Raw genomic sequence first — 23,174 nt, forward strand, 5'->3', positions numbered from 1 at the left:
AATAGAGGATCGGTATATTGATTGTGGATTGATTTTCGATAGACTTGGATTGATTGCAGCTATTCTCATCGTTAAGCTTGCTATAATTTTGGTAAAAACTTTAAAAAAATATTTTATGAGTTTGGCAGATTATAGAACATTAGGGAAGTCGGGATTAAAAATTAGTCCGCTTACGTTAGGTACAATGACTTTCGGTGAAGATTGGGGCTGGGGAACAAATCCCGCAGACGCCCATCAGATTTTAGAATATTATATTCATCAGGGTGGAAATATAATTGATACAGCTAATATTTATACAAAGGGGCATTCAGAAAAAATCATCGGAGACTTTCTGGCTAAGAAAATTATTCGCCGGGATGCATTGGTGTTATCAACCAAGTTTTGGGGAAATATGTTTCCCTACGATGCCAACGGTGGAGGCGCAGGAAGAAAGACTATTATACAGGCCCTGGAGAGTTCTTTAAGACGTTTGAAAACTGATTATATTGATTTATATTGGATGCATGCATTTGATCCGCATACCCCTATTGAAGAAACGATTTCAACACTTAATGACTTGGTTAGAGAGGGTAAAATACGCTATATCGCTGTTTCTGATACACCGGCATGGAAAATAACAGAAGCCCAAATGATCTCCAAATTCCGTGGATGGGCACCTTTTATTGGTCTACAATTAGAATATTCTTTATTAGAACGTTCGGTAGAAAATGAATTAATCCCCATGGCTTTGGAAATGGGATTAGGGATCATGCCCTGGTCTCCGTTAAAGGAGGGCCTTTTGAGTGGTAAATATAGCAGAGAAAATAAAGGACAAAAGATGAGTCAGAGGAATGATAGCAGACTAAATCCTGAGCTTACCGAAGGAACCTATGAAATAATTGACATGCTTCAAATGATATCGAAAGAAAGGAATATTCCTGTTTCTGCCATTGCCATTGCCTGGGTAATGCAGCAGAAAGGTATTAGCTCAACGTTGCTTGGAGCAAGAACATTGAATCAGCTAGAGGAGAATATAAAAGCCTCAGCGCTGAAATTATCTGAAGAAGAATTAAAATTACTGAACCTATTGTCAATGCCTCAATTGCCTTTCCCCCATAATCTTTTACACGGTACAACAGATGTATTACAGGCTGGCACCTCAGTAAATGGTATAAAGTCTAAGGTGGCTGATATTTTACCTCAAAATGATAAAGAAAGATATGAATAAGCGAATGATCATGAAGCAAATAGTCTTTTGAGGTCTTATTTCTTTGAATAAGCCATATGGAAAATCTTTTGTAATTTGCTTACAACTTTAAGGTCTTCTATGAAAATATTTACTACAGAACAAATACGGAATTGGGATCAGGCCAGTATTTCCAATGAATCCATAACCTCGGTTCAGCTGATGGAAAGAGCTTCTATGGCTGTTGCCGGTTGGATATCTGAAAATTGTAAGAACCATAAAAAAGTGGCTGTATTTTGTGGGAACGGGAATAATGGAGGTGATGGATTGGCTGTTGCAAGGATGCTTTACACGAAAGGTTTTGATGTAGATGTATTTGTGCATGATCCCAAAGGAAAATTGTCAGGAGATGCATCGGTGAATATGAAACGGCTCCGGGATTTTTCCGGGATTTCTGTCAGAAAGTTCAGCGATATTGATGATTATTATGATGATAAAACACTGATTGTGGATGCCCTTCTGGGAACGGGTTTATCAAGACCTTTAGAAGGCGAATATAAAATGCTTGTGAAGCAGTTAAATGCAAAAAGGAACAGCAAAGTTTCAATAGATATTCCGTCCGGAATGCCTGCTGATAAAATGTTTAAGGAAGATTCTGTAATTCTGAAAGCTGACTATACCCTAAGCTTTCAGTGCTGGAAGAGAAGTTTTCTGCATCCTGAAGCAGGAAAATATACCGGCAAAGTAATTATTCTGGATATTGGGCTTGATAAGCAATATTATGAAGCAACAGATACCAGGTACTTCGTGGCTGATGATGTAATTGTTGATTCTATTTTTATTCCCAGAGAAGAGTTTTCTCACAAAGGGAGCTATGGTAAAGTGAATATTGTTGGCGGAAGCTATGGGAAAATAGGGGCTGTAGTATTGGCCACAAAAGCTGCCTTAAGGTCAGGAGCGGGCTTAACTTTTACTCTGGCTCCTGAATGTGGTTATGAAATAGTACAAACCGTTTGTCCGGAAGCGATGTTTATAAAAGGAGGCGAGAATTTTATAAAGAATTTTGATACAGATTCAGATGCGGTTTATGGAATTGGTCCTGGCTTAGGAACCGACCCGGAGACAGAAAGAAATTTGTTGAAATTTCTGAAAGACTATTCCAACCCATTGGTTCTGGATGCTGATGCTTTAAATATCCTTTCGAAAGAAGAGAAAAACAGTAGTTTAATTCCAGAAAAATCTATTATTACCCCACATCCAAAAGAATTTGAAAGATTATTCGGGAGTACAAAAAACTCATTTGAAAGATTGGAACTGGCTCGGAAAAAAGCAGAATTACTGAATATTTATATCGTTTTAAAAGATCATCATACGCAGGTTGTTACCCCGGAAGGGAATGTTTTTTATAATATAACCGGAAACGCAGGGCTTGCAAAAGGAGGAAGTGGAGATATACTAACCGGAATTCTCACATCTCTTTTAGCACAAGGATATGCTGAAGAGCATGCATGCATATTGGGAGTATGGCTTCATGGAAAGGCCGCTGATTTTGCCTCTGCCAGACATTCAAAAGAAGCGATGCTTCCCACGGATGTTATTGATGAATTAGGAAATGTTTTTAATGAGCTGAACAAAAGAGCAGCGAAGAACCTTTAAAATCGGTGATCAATTATATAAAAAGGCAAATTTGTAGTTACAAATTTGCCTTTTTATATAATATCTGAGATCTTCAGTATTGGATGCTGCCATCCTGCTGAATAAATCTGTTTTTTTTGCCTTTTAGCTTACTCCGGTTTTCCGTTTTCTTCAGGAGTAATTTTGAATTTTTTAGAAACAATCATGATAATAACTCCGGCGATCATAAATGGAATAGAAAGAACCTGCCCGGTATTCAAACCTCCTATCTGGATAAATTCATCCCCTTGTGGTTCTTTTAAGAACTCTACAAAGAATCTGATCGCCCAAAGAATGATAAAGAATAAGCCAAATAACCAACCCTGTTGGTATTTTTTATCTGTTTTTCTGTACAATACCCATAGCAAAATGAAAAGAGCAAAGTATCCGACAGCTTCAAATAACTGGCTTGGGTAGCGCGGTACTGTAATACCATATTCACTGCTTTGCTGAGGGAAAAGTAAAGCGAAAGGAGAATTGGGGTCTGCCTGTTTTCCTAAGATTTCTGAATTGAAAAAATTTCCCATTCTTACAAAAGTTCCCCCTAAAGCTACTACAATACCCAATCTGTCATATACCCAAAAAGGGTTTTTCTTGATGATTTTAAATGAATAGTATAAAGTAGTCATGATGAGAGCGATAGCTGCTCCATGGCTTGCCAGTCCGGAGAAACCGGTGAATTTTAAACCGTTTTTTGTGCTGATGGGTAAAAATACACTCCAGAAGTCTTCTTTAAAAAGCTCAGGCTGGTAGAAAATAACATGTCCTAATCTTGCTCCAAGAATGGTACCTATCAATGTCCATGTGAAAAGAGGTTCCAGGTATTTTTGGTTTATATTGTCGATTTTGAATATCCTTGTCATTACAATGTATCCGAAACCAAATGCAAAAACAAACATCAGGCTATAGAAATGCAGGGTAAATGAAAAGATTTTAATCCCTTTTGAAGGGTCCCAGATTTTAAAAGGAGTTTCAAGTTCTACTTTATCAGATGCGGTAATTACTTTATCAGACTTTACAGCATATTTATAATCTGTGATATTATCCTGTGTAACCGGGGAATTTATCAATTTAAAATTTTTATCAAAAAACTGGTATCTGGAATCCTTGAATCTTGTTAACGTTTCTGCACTGTAATTAAAATAGGCAGGCTCGAAATTAGACTCATTAAGAATGACCAGAACATTATTGATTCCTTTTTCCGGAAAAGCGTTAAGGTCGCCAGCTTCCGTTGTAGAATAGATTTTTACAGGAACATTGTTTCCGTTTATTTCTAAAGTTCCGTCAGATAAACCTCCCGGATATTGCTGTGCAAAAAGAAATTGTGTGACGAATGCAAGCATTACGAGGTAAAGTCTGAAAAAAATATTATTCATTTCTATTGATTTAATAGTTTGTTTACTGATTTTTATATTTGTGGGGAACAGGATCATATCCGCTTCCTCCCCAGGGATGACAACTTAAAATTCTTTTGAACCCCAGCCAGAATCCTTTAAAAATACCGTGAACCTGAAGAGCTTCCAACATATAATGAGAGCATGTAGGCTCATAACGGCAGTTTTTGGGAAGTAATGGCGAGATAAACCACTGGTAAAATTTTATCAAAATTACCAAAGGAAATGTAATGATTTTATTGAATGTAAGTTTCAAAACAATGCAAAAATAGGGTAAAAAATTTAAAATTAGTTTAATTTTGTTAGAAGTTTCAGGGATCTGAAATCTGAAGTATTGATCTTAAAAAAATAAATTTACCTTGAATCAAAATATTCCATTAGCTGAAAAATTAAGACCCCAAAACCTGGATGAAGTTCTGGGACAGGAGCATCTTACCGGAGAAAAGGGGACGATCAGGAAGATGATTGAAAATAATACCCTGAATTCTCTGATCTTTTGGGGACCTCCGGGGACAGGGAAAACCACACTGGCGGAAATTATTTCTGAGAAGTCAGGGAGAAAGTTTTATAAGTTATCTGCAGTTTCATCGGGAGTAAAGGATGTGCGTGATGTGATTGATGATGCCAAAAAGCAGAATTTGTTTTCCGGAAAATCACCTATTTTATTTATTGATGAAATTCACCGTTTCAATAAATCCCAACAGGATTCATTACTGCATGCAGTAGAAAAAGGCTGGATTGTTTTAATAGGGGCCACCACAGAAAACCCAAGTTTTGAAGTAGTCTCAGCTTTGCTTTCGAGAAGTCAGGTATATGTTCTTAAAGCTTTAAGTTATGAAAAGCTGGAAGAGCTTATTGATACAGCCTCTGACCGGTATAACAAAGATGAGAAAACGGATTTTAAAATTATAGAAAACGAAGCTTTAATACAATATTCGGGTGGAGACGCCAGAAAACTGATCAATTCTGTAGAACTGGTTTTGAATCAATATAAAAACTCAGCAATTAAAGAAATAAATAATGCCAATGTACTTGAGATTCTTCAGGAAACAATGGCTTTGTATGATAAGAATGGTGAGCAGCATTATGATATTATTTCAGCTTTTATCAAATCCATGCGTGGAAGTGACCCTAACGGAGCGGTGTATTGGCTGGCCAGAATGATTGCGGGAGGTGAAGATATTAAATTTATTGCAAGGCGAATGCTTATTCTGGCTGCGGAAGATATAGGCTTGGCCAATCCTAATGCTCTGGTTGTTGCCAATAACTGTTTTCAGGCGGTCAATGTTATCGGAAATCCTGAAGCAAGGATCATATTAAGTGAAGCTGCAGTTTATCTTGCGGTCTCCCCTAAGAGTAATTCTGCATACATGGCCATTAATGAAGCGCTGGCATTGGTAAAACGAACCGGGAACCTGCCTGTACCCCTTCATTTGAGAAATGCTCCAACAAAGCTGATGAAAGATATGGATTATGGCAAAGAATATAAATATGCCCATTCTTATGAAGGAAATTTTGTAGAACAGAATTTTCTTCCGGAAGAAATAAAAGATATAAAACTTTATGAGCCCGGAAATAACTCTACAGAAAAGAAGATCTATGAAGAGCTTAAGAAAAAATGGAATAATAAATATTAAAATAAAAAGGATACTGTAGCACAGTATCCTTTTTAATATCATTTAAATTAACGGCTGGTATAAATATACAATGTTTTCTGGCCGTTATAGTCTTTTACTTCTGATCTTCCAAGAATATCTCCGTATACCAGAGTATTGGTATCTGAGAATTCATAGCCTTCAATAAATACATGATTCGTCTCCGGAAGATTATTTTGCTTATTCAGAGAAGCTAATGAAATTCTGTCTAGCCCATAGTTACTTTTAATTTTGTATTCTGTAATACCATTTTCTGAAATAAAGCTGTATTTTTTCAGATTTTGAGGTAGGCTGGCTGGAGTATTATACACTTTTGAGCTTTGAATAATGCTTTTGTTCGCATTAAACATATCTACTGTCCCGATGATATCATGTGCAATTGCAAACTTTGCAGATGTGTTTTTCTGTGCAAATAACATTGCAGATGAAAGAAGTAAAAAAGAGTAGAGTATTTTTTTCATAATCAGAATATGTAACTGTTAAAAACGTGATAAATATAGTTCTTTTTTGTGAAATGTGGATGTAATTTCAAGATGTTTTAAATTTTGTTTACCGATAATGAAGTTTATTCAGATGGCGAATCTGTTTCATTAGCATTTTTATCTTTGTTATCCACTATTTTCACGATCATGTTTTTAAGACGCTGAAAGGTAAATGAGCTTAATAATAAGATTATTCCAAGGATAATAAATGCAATCACCCTGGAGATATTGTCCATCTGCCATACATCATAGCCATACAGCTTCAGCACCATAATGCCAATAAGGGCAAAACCTATTTTACTATATTCCTGAATATTCTTTTTTAACCCTGCATAGATGAAAATACTGGCTAAAATGGTCCATATTATGGGTAAATATAAAATATTGAAATGCTCTGTTACCTCATAAGAGTGTAGCATATCCTTGGCGTTAACAAGCAGATAGGAGTGATGAAGGCCACAGCTAACGGCAATGATCAGTGCCAGCGCAAAAATCCAGTAAGAGATCTTTGTCCTGTTAAAGTTTGATGATGGAATTATACTGATACCTATATAAATAAAGGGAATCCATTGCAACAGATGAATGAAATAAAATCCGGTCTGAAGTTTTTTTGACAGTATTGCAGTAACCACCGATAGAGTGGAGGCAGACGAGGTGATGATCAGTAAAAAAAGGAAAAAATAAATAAATAGTGTCTGAAGGTTATTTTGGGTATTCAGTTTTTTTCTGAAAAGCAATAAGGTAAAAACGTAATACATACTGAATAATAACGCTGCATTGATGATGGCTTCCCAGGGCATTCCGGAAAGATGGTAGATCATTTCAGACAATAAAGCAGTATAGATGGCACCAAAGCTAATAATGGTTATGAGCTCTTCAGGGACATTGCTGTTTCGTGGTTGTTTTTCCTGTGTTTCTTTTAATAAAAATAGATTGATAATGCTTGTAGCAATGGTTACGAGGCTGGTTAAAAATACAGGATTAAATATAATATTCAGATTTTTTGCATTGAAATATTCTGTCCATGTGATGATCTGGGCAATAATAACAAGAGGAAATAAGATGTAAAAACAGTTTTTGAAAATTTTGTGCCCTGTTTTTTTCCAGATAAAAAGAAGAAGACTTGCTTCTATAGCCCATACACTGGTAATCAGGTGCGCTTCAAACTGAAGAGCGATGGCTATGGTAATTAAGCTTACCGTTATTCCTGCAAAAACAGAATAGGAAATACCTGAATTTTTTCTTCCATATTCCCTGAATAAAAGCAGTGCATTAAGAATGGCAAATGCTATAGGAAAAATGATAACAGGTTCATATTTTAATTCATTAAAAATATAAATAAGCCCTATAACACTGAAGAAATTAGTTAACGCAAGCATTAAAATTCCTGAAGTTGACAGAGTGCTCTTTTTGATATAGTCTTGAAGGGCAAAAATATAAAAGATAATATAGCTGATACTATAAAATACAATACTTAAAAGCTCCGGCTTTTCTGTGGTCCAGGAAAACAAATAAAGGCTGGTAAAAATAAAGGCTGTCCAGCCCACACTTTTCCAGTGCTGAAGGAAAGCGGTAACAAGCATTCCTATATTTAAAAGACTTATATAAATAAAAAGGAAAGTATAATTGCTCTGGCCGCTACTGATCATCAAAGGAGCTGAAAACCCGCCTAATAACGAAAAGATAATCAGTACCTCACTTTTGTAATAATAGGAGAGTGCAATAGAACCTGCTGTAATCAAAATAGTGATAATAAACGCTGTATTCTGAGTGAAAAGATGGTATTCCCGAAAGGCAATCGTGTCGGTAAAGTACAGAACAGCAATCCCTCCTCCAGTGATAATCGAGGCAAAAGTAGCGTAATTTTTTCGTAGAAAATGTCCGGTAAGGATAATGACAATACCTGTACAAAGCCCTATGCCGGCACGTGCTGTTTCTCCAATCCAGTTTTTATCAATAGCATACTTTACAAAATAACCGATTCCCAGGACAAGGGTGAAAATACCTACAATGGTGAGTGCATTTTGTTTTAAAAATTCAAAAACCGGGCTAAACCAGTCTTTTTGAGTAGCACGTGGATCCTCACGGATTATAGTAACCGGGCTTTCTGTGTTATAAATTTCATGGGGCTGAATTTGCTGCGGAGAATTGCTTTTTTCAGAAGAAATTTCTTCCTGAACAGGCTGAGAATGATTTGATAACGGGTTAATTTTGGAATTAAGATCCGATACCTCTTTTTCAAGTTTTCTGATTTTAGTATTCAGGTTGTTGAAAATAACTGCAATGATAATAATTAATATAGCAAAGAGATATTCATTCATTTCATAGTTTTTATCAAATATAGCTAAATGTTTGAAATCACCTGCAAAAATTAATCCACCACAATTCATGTGATGGATTAACTATATAAATAACTAACAATATGTTTTTTTATTAATTCGATACCTTGTAGATATAGAATGAAGCGACGCTGGATCCTAATAATCCTACATCTAAAGCTGTTGATCCTACAAGGCCAAACGAAACTTTATCTCCTGCCTGGAATGAATACACTGAGTTAAGAGAGCTTTCAGAAATGGTCAGACTTAGCAGGATAAGATTGGCTCCGCTAAATGCACGGCTGTCAATAGTAGTGGATACTCCGGCTCTTGTTCTTACAATACCAATTCCGGGATTGTTTGCTAATATAGAAGCTTGGAGTCCTGTTCCATAACGGAAAGCAAATCCTATAGCATAAACACCCGTTGATGGAATTGTAAAGGTGTTGTCTGTATCACTGAACAATGCTGCTGATCCAATGGTTCTTTCTGCCGCCAGGAAGTTGACTGCTCTGAATCCTGATGGAAATAATCCTAAGCTCAAAAGGCTGATTCCTGCAGTTTTCTTTGCAGCATAAAGAGAAGAGTTGGTGTTGGCTCCGGCGTAGAGAAGCTGAGGGTCTATGCTGGCCATCTCCGAAGTTGTCGTGTTAAGACCCAGGACCTGATATCCTGTTAATGAAGGCGCTGCGGGAGTAATACGTACTTTCGCATTTCCATTGACATCTAATGTTGCTGTGGGAGCTGATGTGTTTATACCAACCTGGGAAAATAGGGGTAAAGTAGAACACGCTAGTAATAAGCTGTAAATTTTAGTTTTCATGATCGAATTTTTTTAATTAGTTTCTTCTTTTTTGGGTAAAAGCAGTAATTTGCTTTGGGTTGATGATTATATAAGTTTAATATTAATTATTTGATAATATATTAAACATATAATTATATCATGTCTTAGTATATTCCATAATTTGGTTACGGTTTTTGATTCCTTAAATTTTACTGTATCAAATTTAATAAAAAATATAATATATCTTGATGTTTTGAATTGTATTTTTTTTAACACTGCTTTTAAAGCTGAGGATTGGTATTTATATCTTTTTGATTATCAGTGGTTTTCAGTATATTTCACAACAGAAAACACTGCCATAATGACAGTGTTTCGTGCTTTTTTGTGCTGAAAATTATAATGTTAGCTTTCTAATAGAAATTCTTTGTAATTCCCCAGAAAATCCACTTCTGCATGAATAGATTCAAGTTCTCTAAGTGCGTTCCCATGAAGGATTTCTTCCCATTTACCTACCACATTGATAAAGAAGAAATAATTACCCAATCCTGTTTTTAAAGTTCTGGATTCAATTTTACTAAGGTTCATCTTTCTCCATGCAAAAACCGATAAAACCTGATGCAATCCTCCGGCATGATCTTCCGGAAGAGTAATAAGCATACCTGACTTTTCACCTAAAATTTCAAGACGATCACTCTGGTACTGGTTCTGTTGTTTGGAAATAATAATAAACCGGGTATGATTCTGTTCAAAATCCTGGATATTACGGTTGATTATTTTCAAACCATATAAATTGGCAGCAAACTGATTGGCAACTGCAGCAATCTTAAGGTCTTTATTTTCTGAAACATATTTTGCAGCAGCAGCAGTAGAGGAAAAATCCTGTTTGGTGATTCCTTTATAATGAGTATCCAGAAAATGGAAACTCTGTGCTAAAGCTTGCGGATGAGAGTATATTTTTTCTATATCCTCTATGGTATTCCCGGGATGAATCATCAGATGATGAGCAATAGGCATTACCGCTTCTGCTTCTATTTTAATAGACGGTGTCTTATATAAATAGTCCAGTGTCATTGAAACTGTTCCTTCTATGGAGTTTTCCAATGGAACGACTGCTTTTACAGCTTCACCGCTTTCCACTGCATTAAAACAATCCAAAATGCTGGCCTGAGGTAAAATTTCATCTTCCGGAAAAAGCTGGGCAGCCGCAAGCTGTGTGAAACTGGCATGAGGTCCCAAAAATGCAATCTTCATAAATTATATAAGGTTTTGTTTAAACTGAACTGCAAAGGTGCAAATTAATTCAGATATAAAAGAGCTAAAATGAAGGACTGATTATAATATTAAATTTGTAATCATGGAATAGAAGCTGTTTTTTGCCATCTATACCCTGAAAAAGGACGCTTTATGATCTTAACATCTTAAAAAAAACAGGGGGTGGAATTGCTAAAATTTCTCCCTTACATTAATTAGACACTTTGTAAATATAAAAAGATGATGTACTGGATCCTAATAGTCCTACATCTAATAAACCGGAACCTATAAGCCCAAAAGAAATTTTATCACCAGCCTGCAAAGTATACAGTGAATTTATCGTAGATTCTGAAATGGTTACGCTAAGTAATATCGACAAATTGATGCCACTGAAAACACGGCTGTCTAGTATAGTCGCTGTGTTTGCTCTTGTTAGTACTATTCCGATACCCGGGGTGTCGGCTAATAGTGATGCCTGTAATCCGGTACCATAACGAAAGGTATAGCCTATAAGATATACTCCATTGGATGGAGCAGTATAAGCGCTTTCTGCATCAGAGAATAAAGTGGGATTTCCTGTTGTTTTTTCAGTTGTTGTAAAATTTACGGATCTAAATCCCGACGGAAAAATTCCCAAACTTAGCAGACTGATACCTGAAGCTTTTTTTGCTGCATACACTGATGGATTTAACGTATCTGAAAAATTTATGTTGCCCGGACTTATTTGGGATACTTCTGAATTGCTTTGATTCATGAGTAAAAATTGATATCCAGGCAAGGTGTTTGTTTGAGGAACTTGCCTTATGACGGTATTCCCATTAACATCTAGGGCTGCTTTGGGATCCTTTGTAAGGATTCCGATCTGTGCATATTGAAATATAACAATAAAAATGCAAATTAATTGGAAAGTTTTTGTTTTCATTTGATATATTTTTAAATTACAATAAAAATATAACAATTATTCACAAGTTTTTGAATTATTATTTCGTTTTAACTTACTTGCTTTTAAGGAATTTTTATCTGATTTTCAATAATATATTTATATTTTTTAAAAGAATAAATAGTTGCGTTTTCTTTAGAAGCTAAAAGAAAATTTCACCATGTAAAATATTAATATTTTACATGGTGAAATTTTCAGGTATCTGTTATAGAAAAGAAGAGTAATGCTTATTTTTAGTTTCTGTTTCCTTATATTTTAGTAATATTTTTAATTCCCGAAAATAAGCTCTTTGCAGTTTCCTTGAAAATTAATTACTGTATCTTTTACCTACAGCCTATTTCCAGTTGGCTTCAATAAACTTCATTAAAAAATCAGGACACTTTATGATCTTATTGGTTTTAGCATCTAAAAAGAACAGAGTAGTGGAAGCTTCAGTAATTTTAATATCTTCTTCATTGTAAATTTCGTACTCAAATTCAATCCTTACGCCCGGAATTTTTTTAATGTAGGTATGGATTTCTAGTTTTTGATCATATAAAGCCGGACGAATATATTTAATTTTGTAGTCTGAGACAGGTAACCAAATTCCTTGGTTTTCAATTTCATCGTATGAAATTCCTATGCTTCGGAAGAGCTCCACTCTCCCTATTTCGAAATACTCTGCGTAGTTCCCATAGTAGACATATTTCATAGGATCCGTTTCTCCGTAACGTACTCGTATTGAGTGTGTTGTGTGTATCATTTTTAATGGTAAATTATACATACAAATATATTTTTAAATAATCAATACCTGCAATATTTTTTTTTAAAAAGAAAATATTGGACCTTTGTCATCCTTCTAAAAACAATACTAACAAAACAATTAATCGGGGCCCAAATATGGACGAAAATTTAATGATGATATGGCAGAGGTGTCTTCAGTTTATGCGTGATAACTTAAACGCAGCTGAGGATGATTCTGATTTGAAAAAGCTTGAAAAATCTTTCGACCTGTTATTTGATAAAGTACAGCCACTGACCCTTGCTGACAACAACCTTACATTAATTGTTCCCAGTGATTTCTACAAAGAATATATAGAAGACAACTACTTATCCCTTCTTTCTGCAGCCCTGAAAAAAAATATCGGAAAAGGAGTGAAATTATGGTATTCGGTTATGGAAAACAGACCAAGCGGACTGGAAAAACCTGTTACCATGAATATGAAAGGGAAAAGTGTTCCTACCCCAAAAGTACAGGAAACTATGCCTCAGGGATTTTCTTCCAATATTGTAAACCCTTTTGTAGTTCCCGGAATTAAGAAAGTAAATATTGACTCTAATCTTAAGGCAGATTTTTCTTTCGATAATTATGTGGAAGGAGAAAGTAATAAATTTGCCGCTACAGTAGCCAGATCAATTGCAAAGAGACCGGGAGCAACCGCTTTCAATCCATTATTCCTATATGGAGGTTATGGTGTTGGAAAAACCCACTTGGGACAGGCTGTAGGTCTTGAAGTAAAAAGCCAGTTTCCGGACAAAGTGGTGCTGTACTTATCCTCAGAAAAATTTATTCAGCAGTTTATTTCTGCTGCTAAAGCACATAAGCAAACAGAATTTGCAAACTTCTACCAAATGGTAGATGTATTGATCATAGATGACATTCAGTTCTTATCAGGAAAATCAGCAACTCAGGACAGCTTCTTCCATATTTTTGATCACTTGCATCAAAACGGAAAACAGATTATCCTTACTTCTGATAAAGCTCCTGCAGATATTATGGATATTCAGGACAGGATTGTTTCCCGTTTCAAATGGGGGCTTTCTGCAGAAATTAAATCCCCGGATTTAACAACACGTAAAAGAATTATTGAGAATAAACTGAGCAGAGACGGAATTGTCCTTCCTGACGATATGCTTGAGTTCCTTGCTTCGGAAGCGAAAACAAATGTAAGAGAGCTTATTGGTATTATCAACTCTGTAATTGCTTATTCTACGATCTATAAAACAGATCTAAGCTTAGAGCTGTTAAAAGAAACCATCAACAGGATTGCTGCCAACCAGAAGAAGATCATTAATATTCCTTATATTCAGGAAGTGGTATGTGACTATTTTGGAATCAAGAAAGAACAGCTTTTATCCAAAACAAGAAAAAGAGAAATTGCCCTTCCAAGACAATTGGCCATGTATTTCTCAAAAGAATTCACTAACTCTACATTTAGTAAAATTGGTGAGGAAATGGGCGGAAAAGATCATTCAACGGTAATGTACGCTTGTGATACGATTAAAGATGTATCCAAAATAGATAAAGAAGTGAAGAAGTATGTAAAAGACCTTACAGAAAGAATCAAACAGTAGAAAATAATCATTGATTAAAATAATAAAAATGAAGAATAGGTTTATTCTTCATTTTTTATTTAGTTTTGCTAAAATAAAGGGATCTAATACTTAATTTTTTTTTCAGGATGAAAATATTAATGGTTTGTTTGGGAAATATATGCAGAAGCCCTTTAGCAGAGGGGATTATGAAAACAAAAGTTCCTGAAAACTTTGTTATAGATTCAGCAGGAACCATTTCTATGCATGAAGGCGAGCATCCCGATAAAAGAGCAATACAAACAGCTGCCAACCACGGAATAGATATTTCTAGGCAAAGATCAAGACCTGTTACCAGGGCTGATTTTGAGACCTTTGATAAGATGTACTGTATGGATATCGATGTATATGCCGATGTGGTCTCGAAAGCTGAAAACGCAACCGAACGCCGGAAAGTAGCCCTGTTTTTAGAAACCGTTGGAGATCATAAAAATGCAGAAGTTCCGGACCCTTATTGGGGGGATATGAAAGATTTTGAAGATGTTTTTCAGCTGTTGGAAAAAGGTTGTAATGCTATCATAGAACAAATACTAAAATAATAGTCATGAAAAAACTGCTGCTGTTATGTCTTTTGAGCTTCAGTTTCTCTTTTGCCCAGACGAAAAATGAAACCGAAATCCGTAAACTGATGGATGACTTTATGACGTGCATCAAAACAAGGGATGAGGTTAAATACCTGTCTTTATTCCAGGAACCGGTACTCTGGACAGGGATTTATAAAGAAAGAAGCCAGGCAAAACGTCTGGAAAAAAGCCCCATAGCCGAAGCTTACTTTGCCGATGATTATAAGACCTTTATCAAGAGTTTTTCGGATGACAAATCTGAAGAAAAATTTGATAATATTAAGATTATTGAAGACGGAGCCATAGCATCTGCCAATTTTGATTACAGCTTTTGGTATGACGGCAAAATGGAAAACTGGGGAAAAGAGATCTGGACACTCATGAAAATCAATGGTGTCTGGAAAATTACTTCCGTTACCTTTTCTATGGAGCTTACCAAATACTTCCTACAACCCTCACTCAACGAAAGAACAAAAAAATAATACAATGCTTTTTTTACTCCCAGCTTATTTATCAGAAAATACCTCTATTAACCATTTTTCGCCTGTTTTAAAGGATTATATCATGCAGACGGACTATTTCTTTGTAGAAAACGAAAAAACAGCAAGAAAGGTTATTAAATTCTTTGCTCCGGAAAAGAAACAGGCCGATCTGAAGCTGTTTTTATTAGATAAATACACAGAAGGGGCTGATATTAAAGAAGCACAGGATCTGATGCTAAAAGGACAGGACTTTGGACTGCTTTCAGAGGCTGGACTGCCTTGCATTGCTGATCCGGGCAACCTGATTGTAAAATGGTGTCATGAGAAGAATATCAGAATAATTCCTATTTCCGGACCATCATCCATTATCCTTGCATTGATTTCAAGTGGATTCAATGGACAGGAATTTACGTTCCACGGTTACCTTCCTATTGATAAAGGAGAGAAGAAGAAACAGATTATGCACCTGGAAAGTTTGGTGCAGAAAACGGGGTATTCACAGATCTTTATGGAAACACCCTACCGGAACAATCAGCTTTTTGAAGATCTGACGAAATTCTTGCCATCCAGCACAAAGTTGTGCATTGCTGCCAATATCAACGATCCTGAACATGAATTTATAAAAACAAAAACAATAAAAGACTGGCAAAAACAAAAGCCGGAACTCCACAAAATTCCTGCTGTATTTGTGCTGGGTAAATAGTTTTTCACCCACCATTGCAAGGTGAAGCCATCTCTACAGTTAATTTTATTTAGCCTTAGAAATTACTTGGTTATATTATACTGAGCCTTTCAACGAGAGAATAGTAAAATAAATATAAGTCTGCAAAATCACTTCACAGCCTCATGAAGAATATTTAACAGCTATTAACATCCTCTTTGCACCATTCTTGTTGGATGTAGCTCATAACACCAAAAAATAAAATTATGTCAGACAAGAAATTAGCCGGGCTGTGGATAGATACAGAAAAGGCAATTGTTGTAAAAAACCATGATGCTCAGAATGCGTTCAAGTTTTTCCTATGCAGCCCTGTAAAAGCAGAAATACAGCATGGGAATTCAAGTGAAAATGCAGGAAATAATGCAGAACGTACTAACAGAGTAAAATTTTTTAAAGAAATAGAGCATCTCCTGATCAATTCCCAGGAAGTTTATATTACAGGCCCGGGAACCATTCAGGAAGAGCTTAAGAAGTATCTCCATGATACGGCCCAATTTAAAAACCTTAAGATAACATTAGATACAGCACAGAAGATGTCAGAGGAACAGGTGCTTGAAACTGTTAAAGATTTTTATAATGCTTAAATCATTGAAAATGCAATAAAATTCCAGGTATTATAGCTGATACCTGGAATTTTATTTTGTAAAAAACGTATTTTTATTATTTTGTTTTTCCTGACTTCCATTTTTTCCATAAGAAGATGACTACTGGAATAAGAAGCAAAAACGGCCAAAAAGAAATAATTCCCAGGAAGAAATTTACAAAACTATTCCAGCCTTCTGCCAGGGAATCTACAAATCTGCTCCCAAATCCTATGTTGGAGGTCGCTGAACTTCTTACTTTTTCTTTATATAAAATTACTTCCAACGTACTGTAATTAACCCGGTCGCCAATAAAACGAAGCCTTCCTTCCGCTACATCAATTTCATCTTCCAGTTCCCGGATATTTTCCTGGATTTCCAGCATGTCTTTTGTAGTGGCAGCACTTTTAAGCATGTCGCGGTATTTTTCAAGATATATTTTCTTATTGGCCAGTTTTATGGTAATGTCAGTGTATTCTTCAGTAACGTCATTGGATGAAATATTTTTGGAAAGAACAGAACCCACTCCATTTGAAAAAGAATTAACAAGTTCATCAAAACTTTTATGAGGAACACGAATGGTAAGGTTCAGATGATCATCAGTATCTGTATTCTGGAACTGCTCTTTCTGAATATAAGCATTATTCTTTTTTAGAATATCATTGATTTGAGATTGTGCTTTTTTAATATCGCCAACCTGGATTCTCATATCTCCGTTTTTGATCACTTTCCTTGAAATAGTATCTGTTTTTTTTGGAATGCTGGTAGAGGTTACTGCAGATGCTTTTGAAATTTCAGCAGGAGCAGGTGGTGGAGGTATTGCGACATCAGAAACAATCTTATCTTCAGAAATAACTTCCATTAAATCAGCATTCACAGCCTGCTTGTCAGCATTTGACTTGCTGCAGTTCATAAAGACAAGAAAAAATAAGGGTAAAAACAGAGTTCTCATAATTAGTTTATTAAGATGGTATCAAAAAGCATGCTTGAAATACTTATTTCAAAGGCAATACTCTCTATATACTATAAAAGATGACTTAATTGTTGTAAAGGTTGTAAAGGGCTGGAATTATTTTAATAAATAATACTTTTACGGAACTTTGGAAGGAGAATAGAAGTTATCCGGGTTTTAGTGTACGTTTTGGAAGATTAATACCGGATTCCTGTTTTTTTAAGGATGAAACTCAGCAGCCAGATAGGCCCTACCAGTAAAAATTGTAAATCTTTTAAAAAGGAAGGCTTTTTACCTTCAATTTTATGTCCGATAAACTGGAAGATCCAGGTAATAATGAATATGGTAAGATAGATGATCCATGATTGTTTTCCGAAATGAACATTGGTAAGATAGATAAAGTGTTCTGTTACCAGCATCATGAAAACCATGATGATACTGATCAGAAGGGAGAGCCGTAGATAGAAAAAGGTAACCAATAAAACAGTAATCATACTTACAATACTGATGCATCCAAAGTAAGAGAAGCAGAAATGAGGCGATGGAATAAGGGAAATGAAGCCCAGAAGAGCCCAGAAAATCAAAGGTACACAGATCCAGTGTATCAATTTGTTGGTTGCGTTTCTATGGCTCTTGCTATATTCTGCAAATAATAAATCAACCTTTCTCATAGTATAGTGAATTTGGTAAACGCTAAAATAATAAAATTTTGTAATCGGTAATAAGTTTGCTTAAATTTGTGATATGTCTGCCCTAGAAAAATTCGGAGTTGAAATTTTTACCCAACGCAATATCTTTGAGAGAATTGCTGTTGATAAACCATTCCGTCCTGAAAATCCAGCATTTATTTTTATTAAATCCGGAACCCTAAAGCTTAGGCAGCATTTCAATGACCTGGAACTTTCATCCAATATGTTTATGGTGACCGATCCACAAACGATTTATGAAGTAGTAGCGGTGAGTGAGGATTTCCAGTCCCGGATGGTTTCCTATAAAAGAGAATTTATTTCTACTTTGTCATTGAAGTTTAACCGCCTGATTACTTACCGTTATTTCAGGCAGCAGATGAACAAAGGAGTGCCTTTTCCGGAAAACGAAATGGAGGTAGTATGGAAAAGTGTCAATTTCCTAAAGTATATTTTGGATTCTGAAACCGAGATGCTGTACAAAAAAGAAATGGTGGAGCATCTTTTTTCTGTTTTCTGTTACCAGATGGCGGGAATTATCTCCAAAGAAGATAACAACTCTATGAATCAGATGTCCAGGCAGGAAGAGATTGTTTTTGTATTTCTTACCGATCTTGCAGAGTACCACCTTACAGAAAGGAGCGTAGAGTTTTATGCAGAACGGCAATCCATTACAACCAGACATCTTTCTTCGGTGGTGAAGTCCGTTACAGGGAAATCTGCAAGCCAAATCATTGCTGCTATTGTCATCAATGAAGCAAAAGTGCTTTTAAACTCTTCCAATAAACCGGTTTCAGAGGTTTCTTCTATCCTCGGATTTAGCGATCAATACTCTTTTTCGCACTTTTTTAAAAAACATCTTGAGGTAAGCCCTAAACAATATAGGCATCAGTTTGAAAACTAAAATCCTACATTTGAACATCTTTTTCCAAGAATCAAACATTTGATTGATTTTGTTATTGCCCTAACTTTGTATTCGTAAAACAAGGTAAAATGACAAAGAAAATAAAAACAGCACTATCTCTTTTGATAGCAGCTTTTCCTGCGCTGTTTTTTTCTCAACAGATTAAACAGATGACTGCCGATGAGGTTGCCGAACTGGCAGTTCGAAACCACCAGCAGTTAAAAGTTTCTGCTCAGAATATTGACATCGCCAAACAGAACACTAATGTTGTAAAACTTCAGAAATTACCCACCATTACGGCTTCTACAAGCCAGTTCTACTTGGGAAATGCGGTAGCTATTGACAAAGATTTTTCAAATTCCACCACTATTCCTATGCCCCATTACGGAAGTTCATATGCGGTACAGGCAACACAGCTGATTTTCAAAGGAGGATTGGTGAGTAAGTCTATTGAAATGGCAGGTCTCCGGGAACAGCTTTCTGAATTGGATCTGGAGAAGAATAAACAGGATGTGAAATTTTTAGTGATTTCAAATTATCTGGATATATACAAAACGTTGAATCAGGAAGAAGTATTTCAAAACAACAAAAAGCTGGCTCAGGAACGTCTTAAAAATATCCAGAAGTTCTATCAACAGGGCATGGTGACACGAAATGAGGTGATTCGTGGTGAATTGGCTATTAAAAACCTGGATCAGGGGATTTTAACCCTTTCAAACAATAAAAAAATCCTTAACTATAATTTAAATATCGCATTAGGTTTATCATCCGACACAGAGATTGTTCCTACTGAAAGTATTGAAAATAAAGAGTCAGGAATCGGGATGGATTATTATATGAGCCTGGCTCACGATAGTAACCCTTTGATGAAATCAGCACAGAAAAACAGAGATATAGCAGATAAGAATATCGAAATTATAAAGACCGATAATATGCCTACTATAGCTGGATTTGGTGGCTATACTTTGCAGAGGCCAATTACCACAAGAAACCCTGTTTTGGATATGTATTCAGGAGGGTGGCAGACGGGGGTTTCCCTTAGCTACAATATAGATACACTGTATAAAACAAAAGAAAAGGTAAAATTAGGTGAGCTACAAAAGAACCAGGCTAATGATGCCATAACACTGACAGAGCAGAACATCGATATGGGAGTGAATGCTGCCTATACAAAATACCAGGAGGCAATTCAGCAGGCGGATATTCTGAACGATTCAAAAAGACTGGCGGAAGAGAACTATAAGATTACGGAAGCCAAGTATCTGAACCAATTGGCCGTACAGGCAGAAATGATTGATGCCCAGAACCAGAAACTGCAGTCAGAACTTGATTATGCCAATGCGGAGATCAATGTTTTGTATCAGTATTATAACCTTTTGAAATCTACAGGAACTCTTTAATTTTTAAAACTGAAAACACCACAATGGAAAACAAGGAACAAACGACTCAAAATACACCTCAAACTCCTGCAAAACCAAGCGGGGAAGGTAAAAAGAAGCAAAATAAAAGAAATAAAATCAGAGCAATCATTTCCAACATCATCGTTTTTATGTTGATTGGTTTCGGGCTGTTCTGGTTAATCCGTGAATATTTCCATATAGGAAATAAAACCTATACAGAAGCCGCTCAGGTTGAAGAGTTTATTAATCCAATCAATACAAGGGTTTCTGCCTATATCAAAGACATTAAGTTTATCGAACACCAAAAGGTAAAAAAAGGAGATACCCTGGTGGTTCTTGACAATCGTGAAATCCTGACACAATTGGGACAGGCTGAAGCTGCTTATCAGAATGCAATAGCTCAGAAAACAGCTACAGGCTCTTCTGTAAATACAGTTTCCAACAACATCAACGTAATGGAATCCAATATTGCCGGTGCTAAAGCCCGACTTTGGAATGCCGAACAAAACTTAAACCGGTATAAAAATCTTTTGTCAGCTGAAGCGGTGACAAGACAACAATATGACCAGGTAAAAACAGAATATGATGCTCAGAAAGCAGCTTATGAAACGTTGGTTAATCAGAAGCAGTCAGCAAATCTATCTACAACGGAAGTGAAAAGCAGACTTGGGATTAATGATGCAGAAATCAAAAGAACGAAATCTGCGTTGGACATGGCAAAAATTAACCTTTCATATACGGTAATCACGGCTCCTTATGATGGGGTAATGGGAAGAAGAACGATTTCCGAAGGCCAGCTGATTCAGCCGGGGCAGCAGGTGGCTACCATTGTTTTGAATGGTCAGAAGTGGGTTACTGCTAACTTCCTTGAAAGTCAGATGCCTACTATTAAAATCGGTGAAAAAATAACAATGTCGGCAGATGCTTTGGGGGGTAAAAAGTTTGAAGGAGTGGTGACAGCAGTGTCTGCGGCCACCGGATCAAGATATTCAAGCGTACCTACCGATAACTCTACCGGAAACTTCATTAAAGTGCAGCAAAGAATTCCTGTAAGAATAGAATTTACAGCTTCCAATAAAAAAGAAGATATGGATAAACTAAGTGCAGGAATGAACATGAATGTGAATATTAATGAAGACTAAAAGATTTCAGATGTCAGATTTCAGACTTAATGTTCTGGAAACTGAAGATGAATGCTGTTATCTGATATCTATTATCTAAAAAAAACATGTACAACAAAGGATTATATAACGACTGGGTACCTAAACCCGTACAGCTGCTGCTGATTGTATTACTGCTTGCAGTGGTAATGCCGCTTGGCGGGGTCTATACTGGGAATATCAGCCATTTGGTGAGCGGTACCGGAGCGTTAACAGAATATTTCATGTGGGCCAATTATGCCACTACCATTGGGATGGGAGCATGTATGCCGGTTGTTCTCAGAATGAAAATGAGATTCAAAGTACGAGATAAAATGGTATTGCTGCTTGTGCTTTTAGGGCTGTTGAGCTATGTGAATGCCACCACTTTAGAGCCAATGATTTTTGTATCTACCTCTCTTCTGATTGGATTTATGAAAATGATGGTCACTATAGAATTGTTCCTGCCACTCATGATGATGATTGGTAATCGGGGAATGTTCTATGGGCTGTTCTATACATTTGTTTTGGTAATGAATCAGGTAGCAGCCTATTATGCTGCCAAATTTGCCCTTCTGTATAACTGGCAGCAGTTTTACATCTTTATTTCAGTTTTATGTTTTGCGTTGGCACTTATTCACTGGATCTTTATGCATAATAAATATTTTGCGCTGAAAGTCCCTTTGCACTACATCGACTGGTTAAGTATACTGCTGTTTATATCCACTTTTATGTTTTCGGCATATGTGTATGCTTTTGGAAGACAACAGGATTGGCTGAACTCAAAACATATTATTAATGCTAGTATTGCAGCTTTTATAAGCTTTGCATTGCTTAGTATCCGTCAGTTAACCTTAAAGCGACCTTACCTTTCATTTAAAATATTTACAAAAAATAACGTGCAGCATGGTTTGTTTATGTTGTTTTGGCTGGGAATGTTTTTAGGAACAGCCTCTCTTCAGACTACTTTTGCCGTTGGAGTTTTGGGATATGATCAGGTGACTAATGCCGGGCTTAGTTTACTTATGATTCCCGGAATTATATTAGCCGGGGCTATTGCCGTATTCTGGTTTAAAAAAGAAAAACCACTGAAGATGTATATATTTTCAGGTTTTGCCGGGATGATAGGATATGCAATCATTATGTATTTTTCGATGGTATTGGAATTTAGTTATGATCATTGGTATCTGCCGATGTTCCTAAAAGGCTATGGAATGTGTTCACTGTTTATTTCAGTATGGTTTTATACTTTAGATAAACTTGAAATGGATGAAATGCTTGCAGCAATAGGACTTGTGTTGGTATGGCGAACTTTTCTTGCAGTAGGTATTTTCTCAACCCTGTATTCCTGGTTTCAATACCGGTTTCAGATTACAGCAGTAGGAGATCTTGCCGTTTATATGGATGGTATGACGGTTACTCCTCAGAATGTTGCTGCCAATATGAAGGCTATCCAGCTGAATGCTATTATTATCGCCACCAAGAAGATATTCGGGTATATCATTATGGTGGGATTCGGAGTACTGTTGTATGTAATCACCCATCATTTTGGAGCAAAACGTTTCCAATACCTGAGATTTGTAAGAGTGATTGGTGGAAAGTCCGTTATTGCTAGAAGAAGACTTCATGAACGGAAAAAATTATTAGAAGAAATAAAAGACGCAGCCGGACCTGCGGTATAAAAAATAACCTTGTTTTTCACGAGTAAAATCCCGGACCTTTTGCAGGCTG

At 36.1% G+C, this 23,174-nt stretch carries 22 protein-coding genes; 12 read left to right on the forward strand and 10 right to left on the reverse strand.

Annotated features, from left to right (window positions below; genetic code table 11):
• The first annotated feature begins 115 nt into the window (after nucleotides 1-115).
• Together LQV47_RS05195 and LQV47_RS05200 are read left to right on the forward strand one after the other, a co-directional pair.
• The gene (locus LQV47_RS05195) at nucleotides 116-1,207 is read left to right on the forward strand and encodes an aldo/keto reductase (RefSeq protein WP_230034551.1); all 1,092 of its coding nucleotides are present in this window, start codon (nucleotides 116-118) and stop codon (nucleotides 1,205-1,207) included.
• A 99-nt stretch (nucleotides 1,208-1,306) separates the two neighbouring features.
• Nucleotides 1,307-2,821 carry an NAD(P)H-hydrate dehydratase gene (locus LQV47_RS05200; protein WP_230034553.1) on the forward strand — a complete coding sequence of 505 codons (1,515 nt, stop codon included), beginning with the start codon at nucleotides 1,307-1,309 and terminating at the stop codon, nucleotides 2,819-2,821.
• A gap of 128 nt (nucleotides 2,822-2,949) precedes the next feature.
• Here the strand turns inward: LQV47_RS05200 and lgt are convergent, their stop codons facing one another.
• Together lgt and yidD are read right to left on the reverse strand one after the other, a co-directional pair.
• On the reverse strand, nucleotides 2,950-3,798 hold the full coding sequence (lgt, locus tag LQV47_RS05205; RefSeq protein ID WP_290368638.1) for a prolipoprotein diacylglyceryl transferase: 849 nt from the start codon (nucleotides 3,796-3,798) through the stop codon (nucleotides 2,950-2,952).
• Between the two features lie 439 nt (nucleotides 3,799-4,237).
• Nucleotides 4,238-4,489, reverse strand: a complete 252-nt coding sequence (yidD, locus tag LQV47_RS05210) for a membrane protein insertion efficiency factor YidD (protein ID WP_230034555.1) — start codon at nucleotides 4,487-4,489, stop codon at nucleotides 4,238-4,240.
• Between the two features lie 103 nt (nucleotides 4,490-4,592).
• On the opposite strand from yidD, the gene LQV47_RS05215 reads away from it, so the two are divergent.
• The gene (locus tag LQV47_RS05215; RefSeq protein ID WP_230034557.1) at nucleotides 4,593-5,870 is read left to right on the forward strand and encodes a replication-associated recombination protein A; all 1,278 of its coding nucleotides are present in this window, start codon (nucleotides 4,593-4,595) and stop codon (nucleotides 5,868-5,870) included.
• Between the two features lie 47 nt (nucleotides 5,871-5,917).
• Here the strand turns inward: LQV47_RS05215 and LQV47_RS05220 are convergent, their stop codons facing one another.
• From LQV47_RS05220 to LQV47_RS05245, 6 genes are all read right to left on the reverse strand, one after another.
• On the reverse strand, nucleotides 5,918-6,349 hold the full coding sequence (locus LQV47_RS05220) for a hypothetical protein (protein WP_230034559.1): 432 nt from the start codon (nucleotides 6,347-6,349) through the stop codon (nucleotides 5,918-5,920).
• Between the two features lie 104 nt (nucleotides 6,350-6,453).
• Nucleotides 6,454-8,691, reverse strand: a complete 2,238-nt coding sequence (locus LQV47_RS05225; protein WP_230034561.1) for a DUF2339 domain-containing protein — start codon at nucleotides 8,689-8,691, stop codon at nucleotides 6,454-6,456.
• 112 nt (nucleotides 8,692-8,803) lie between these two features.
• On the reverse strand, nucleotides 8,804-9,511 hold the full coding sequence (locus LQV47_RS05230) for a hypothetical protein (RefSeq protein WP_230034563.1): 708 nt from the start codon (nucleotides 9,509-9,511) through the stop codon (nucleotides 8,804-8,806).
• A 363-nt stretch (nucleotides 9,512-9,874) separates the two neighbouring features.
• The gene (gene pheA, locus LQV47_RS05235) at nucleotides 9,875-10,723 is read right to left on the reverse strand and encodes a prephenate dehydratase (protein WP_230034565.1); all 849 of its coding nucleotides are present in this window, start codon (nucleotides 10,721-10,723) and stop codon (nucleotides 9,875-9,877) included.
• Nucleotides 10,724-10,934: 211 nt separating this feature from the next.
• Complete coding sequence (locus LQV47_RS05240) at nucleotides 10,935-11,645, reverse strand: hypothetical protein (RefSeq protein ID WP_230034567.1); 711 nt, start codon at nucleotides 11,643-11,645, stop codon at nucleotides 10,935-10,937.
• A gap of 352 nt (nucleotides 11,646-11,997) precedes the next feature.
• A complete protein-coding gene (locus tag LQV47_RS05245; protein WP_230034569.1) occupies nucleotides 11,998-12,405 on the reverse strand; it encodes a thioesterase family protein in 408 nt (135 codons plus the stop codon).
• 137 nt (nucleotides 12,406-12,542) lie between these two features.
• On the opposite strand from LQV47_RS05245, the gene dnaA reads away from it, so the two are divergent.
• The 5 genes from dnaA to LQV47_RS05270 all read left to right on the forward strand — a co-directional run bounded on the left by dnaA (nucleotide 12,543) and on the right by LQV47_RS05270 (nucleotide 16,365).
• Entirely contained in the window at nucleotides 12,543-13,997 is a 1,455-nt protein-coding gene (gene dnaA / locus LQV47_RS05250; RefSeq protein ID WP_230034578.1) for a chromosomal replication initiator protein DnaA, read from the forward strand.
• Between the two features lie 107 nt (nucleotides 13,998-14,104).
• On the forward strand, nucleotides 14,105-14,554 hold the full coding sequence (locus tag LQV47_RS05255) for a low molecular weight protein-tyrosine-phosphatase (protein WP_230034580.1): 450 nt from the start codon (nucleotides 14,105-14,107) through the stop codon (nucleotides 14,552-14,554).
• A 5-nt stretch (nucleotides 14,555-14,559) separates the two neighbouring features.
• Nucleotides 14,560-15,060, forward strand: a complete 501-nt coding sequence (locus LQV47_RS05260) for a nuclear transport factor 2 family protein (RefSeq protein WP_230034582.1) — start codon at nucleotides 14,560-14,562, stop codon at nucleotides 15,058-15,060.
• Nucleotides 15,061-15,064: 4 nt separating this feature from the next.
• A complete protein-coding gene (locus LQV47_RS05265; protein WP_230034583.1) occupies nucleotides 15,065-15,763 on the forward strand; it encodes an SAM-dependent methyltransferase in 699 nt (232 codons plus the stop codon).
• A 224-nt stretch (nucleotides 15,764-15,987) separates the two neighbouring features.
• Nucleotides 15,988-16,365 (forward strand): hypothetical protein, encoded by a 378-nt coding sequence (locus LQV47_RS05270; protein WP_230034585.1) that lies wholly within the window; start codon nucleotides 15,988-15,990, stop codon nucleotides 16,363-16,365.
• Nucleotides 16,366-16,441: 76 nt separating this feature from the next.
• Here the strand turns inward: LQV47_RS05270 and LQV47_RS05275 are convergent, their stop codons facing one another.
• Both LQV47_RS05275 and LQV47_RS05280 read right to left on the reverse strand, forming a co-directional pair.
• Entirely contained in the window at nucleotides 16,442-17,314 is an 873-nt protein-coding gene (locus LQV47_RS05275) for a DUF4349 domain-containing protein (protein WP_230034587.1), read from the reverse strand.
• 197 nt (nucleotides 17,315-17,511) lie between these two features.
• Nucleotides 17,512-17,985, reverse strand: a complete 474-nt coding sequence (locus tag LQV47_RS05280) for an Mpo1-like protein (protein ID WP_230034589.1) — start codon at nucleotides 17,983-17,985, stop codon at nucleotides 17,512-17,514.
• Between the two features lie 73 nt (nucleotides 17,986-18,058).
• Between LQV47_RS05280 and LQV47_RS05285 the strand changes: the two genes are divergently transcribed.
• From LQV47_RS05285 to LQV47_RS05300, 4 genes are all read left to right on the forward strand, one after another.
• Nucleotides 18,059-18,904 carry an AraC family transcriptional regulator gene (locus tag LQV47_RS05285; protein ID WP_230034591.1) on the forward strand — a complete coding sequence of 282 codons (846 nt, stop codon included), beginning with the start codon at nucleotides 18,059-18,061 and terminating at the stop codon, nucleotides 18,902-18,904.
• 89 nt (nucleotides 18,905-18,993) lie between these two features.
• Nucleotides 18,994-20,304 carry a TolC family protein gene (locus tag LQV47_RS05290; protein WP_230034592.1) on the forward strand — a complete coding sequence of 437 codons (1,311 nt, stop codon included), beginning with the start codon at nucleotides 18,994-18,996 and terminating at the stop codon, nucleotides 20,302-20,304.
• A gap of 23 nt (nucleotides 20,305-20,327) precedes the next feature.
• Complete coding sequence (locus tag LQV47_RS05295) at nucleotides 20,328-21,446, forward strand: HlyD family secretion protein (protein WP_230034594.1); 1,119 nt, start codon at nucleotides 20,328-20,330, stop codon at nucleotides 21,444-21,446.
• An 86-nt stretch (nucleotides 21,447-21,532) separates the two neighbouring features.
• Nucleotides 21,533-23,125 (forward strand): MFS transporter, encoded by a 1,593-nt coding sequence (locus LQV47_RS05300; protein ID WP_230034596.1) that lies wholly within the window; start codon nucleotides 21,533-21,535, stop codon nucleotides 23,123-23,125.
• The last annotated feature ends 49 nt before the right edge of the window (nucleotides 23,126-23,174 follow it).

It is taken from the genome of Chryseobacterium sp. Bi04, assembly GCF_918698085.1.
Classification (GTDB): domain Bacteria; phylum Bacteroidota; class Bacteroidia; order Flavobacteriales; family Weeksellaceae; genus Chryseobacterium.

Excerpts from the sequence above, each read along its gene's own strand:
- LQV47_RS05220 (WP_230034559.1), bottom strand. The coding sequence starts at position 6,349 with ATGAAAAAAATACTCTACTCTTTTTTACTTCTTTCATCTGCAATGTTA.
- LQV47_RS05290 (WP_230034592.1), top strand. The coding sequence starts at position 18,994 with ATGACAAAGAAAATAAAAACAGCACTATCTCTTTTGATAGCAGCTTTT.
- LQV47_RS05225 (WP_230034561.1), bottom strand. The coding sequence starts at position 8,691 with ATGAATGAATATCTCTTTGCTATATTAATTATTATCATTGCAGTTATT.
- LQV47_RS05260 (WP_230034582.1), top strand. The coding sequence starts at position 14,560 with ATGAAAAAACTGCTGCTGTTATGTCTTTTGAGCTTCAGTTTCTCTTTT.
- dnaA (WP_230034578.1), top strand. The coding sequence starts at position 12,543 with ATGGACGAAAATTTAATGATGATATGGCAGAGGTGTCTTCAGTTTATG.
- LQV47_RS05265 (WP_230034583.1), top strand. The coding sequence starts at position 15,065 with ATGCTTTTTTTACTCCCAGCTTATTTATCAGAAAATACCTCTATTAAC.
- LQV47_RS05245 (WP_230034569.1), bottom strand. The coding sequence starts at position 12,405 with ATGATACACACAACACACTCAATACGAGTACGTTACGGAGAAACGGAT.
- LQV47_RS05280 (WP_230034589.1), bottom strand. The coding sequence starts at position 17,985 with ATGAGAAAGGTTGATTTATTATTTGCAGAATATAGCAAGAGCCATAGA.
- LQV47_RS05240 (WP_230034567.1), bottom strand. The coding sequence starts at position 11,645 with ATGAAAACAAAAACTTTCCAATTAATTTGCATTTTTATTGTTATATTT.
- LQV47_RS05285 (WP_230034591.1), top strand. The coding sequence starts at position 18,059 with ATGTCTGCCCTAGAAAAATTCGGAGTTGAAATTTTTACCCAACGCAAT.
- LQV47_RS05270 (WP_230034585.1), top strand. The coding sequence starts at position 15,988 with ATGTCAGACAAGAAATTAGCCGGGCTGTGGATAGATACAGAAAAGGCA.
- LQV47_RS05200 (WP_230034553.1), top strand. The coding sequence starts at position 1,307 with ATGAAAATATTTACTACAGAACAAATACGGAATTGGGATCAGGCCAGT.
- LQV47_RS05275 (WP_230034587.1), bottom strand. The coding sequence starts at position 17,314 with ATGAGAACTCTGTTTTTACCCTTATTTTTTCTTGTCTTTATGAACTGC.
- LQV47_RS05295 (WP_230034594.1), top strand. The coding sequence starts at position 20,328 with ATGGAAAACAAGGAACAAACGACTCAAAATACACCTCAAACTCCTGCA.
- LQV47_RS05195 (WP_230034551.1), top strand. The coding sequence starts at position 116 with ATGAGTTTGGCAGATTATAGAACATTAGGGAAGTCGGGATTAAAAATT.
- pheA (WP_230034565.1), bottom strand. The coding sequence starts at position 10,723 with ATGAAGATTGCATTTTTGGGACCTCATGCCAGTTTCACACAGCTTGCG.
- LQV47_RS05255 (WP_230034580.1), top strand. The coding sequence starts at position 14,105 with ATGAAAATATTAATGGTTTGTTTGGGAAATATATGCAGAAGCCCTTTA.
- LQV47_RS05300 (WP_230034596.1), top strand. The coding sequence starts at position 21,533 with ATGTACAACAAAGGATTATATAACGACTGGGTACCTAAACCCGTACAG.
- LQV47_RS05230 (WP_230034563.1), bottom strand. The coding sequence starts at position 9,511 with ATGAAAACTAAAATTTACAGCTTATTACTAGCGTGTTCTACTTTACCC.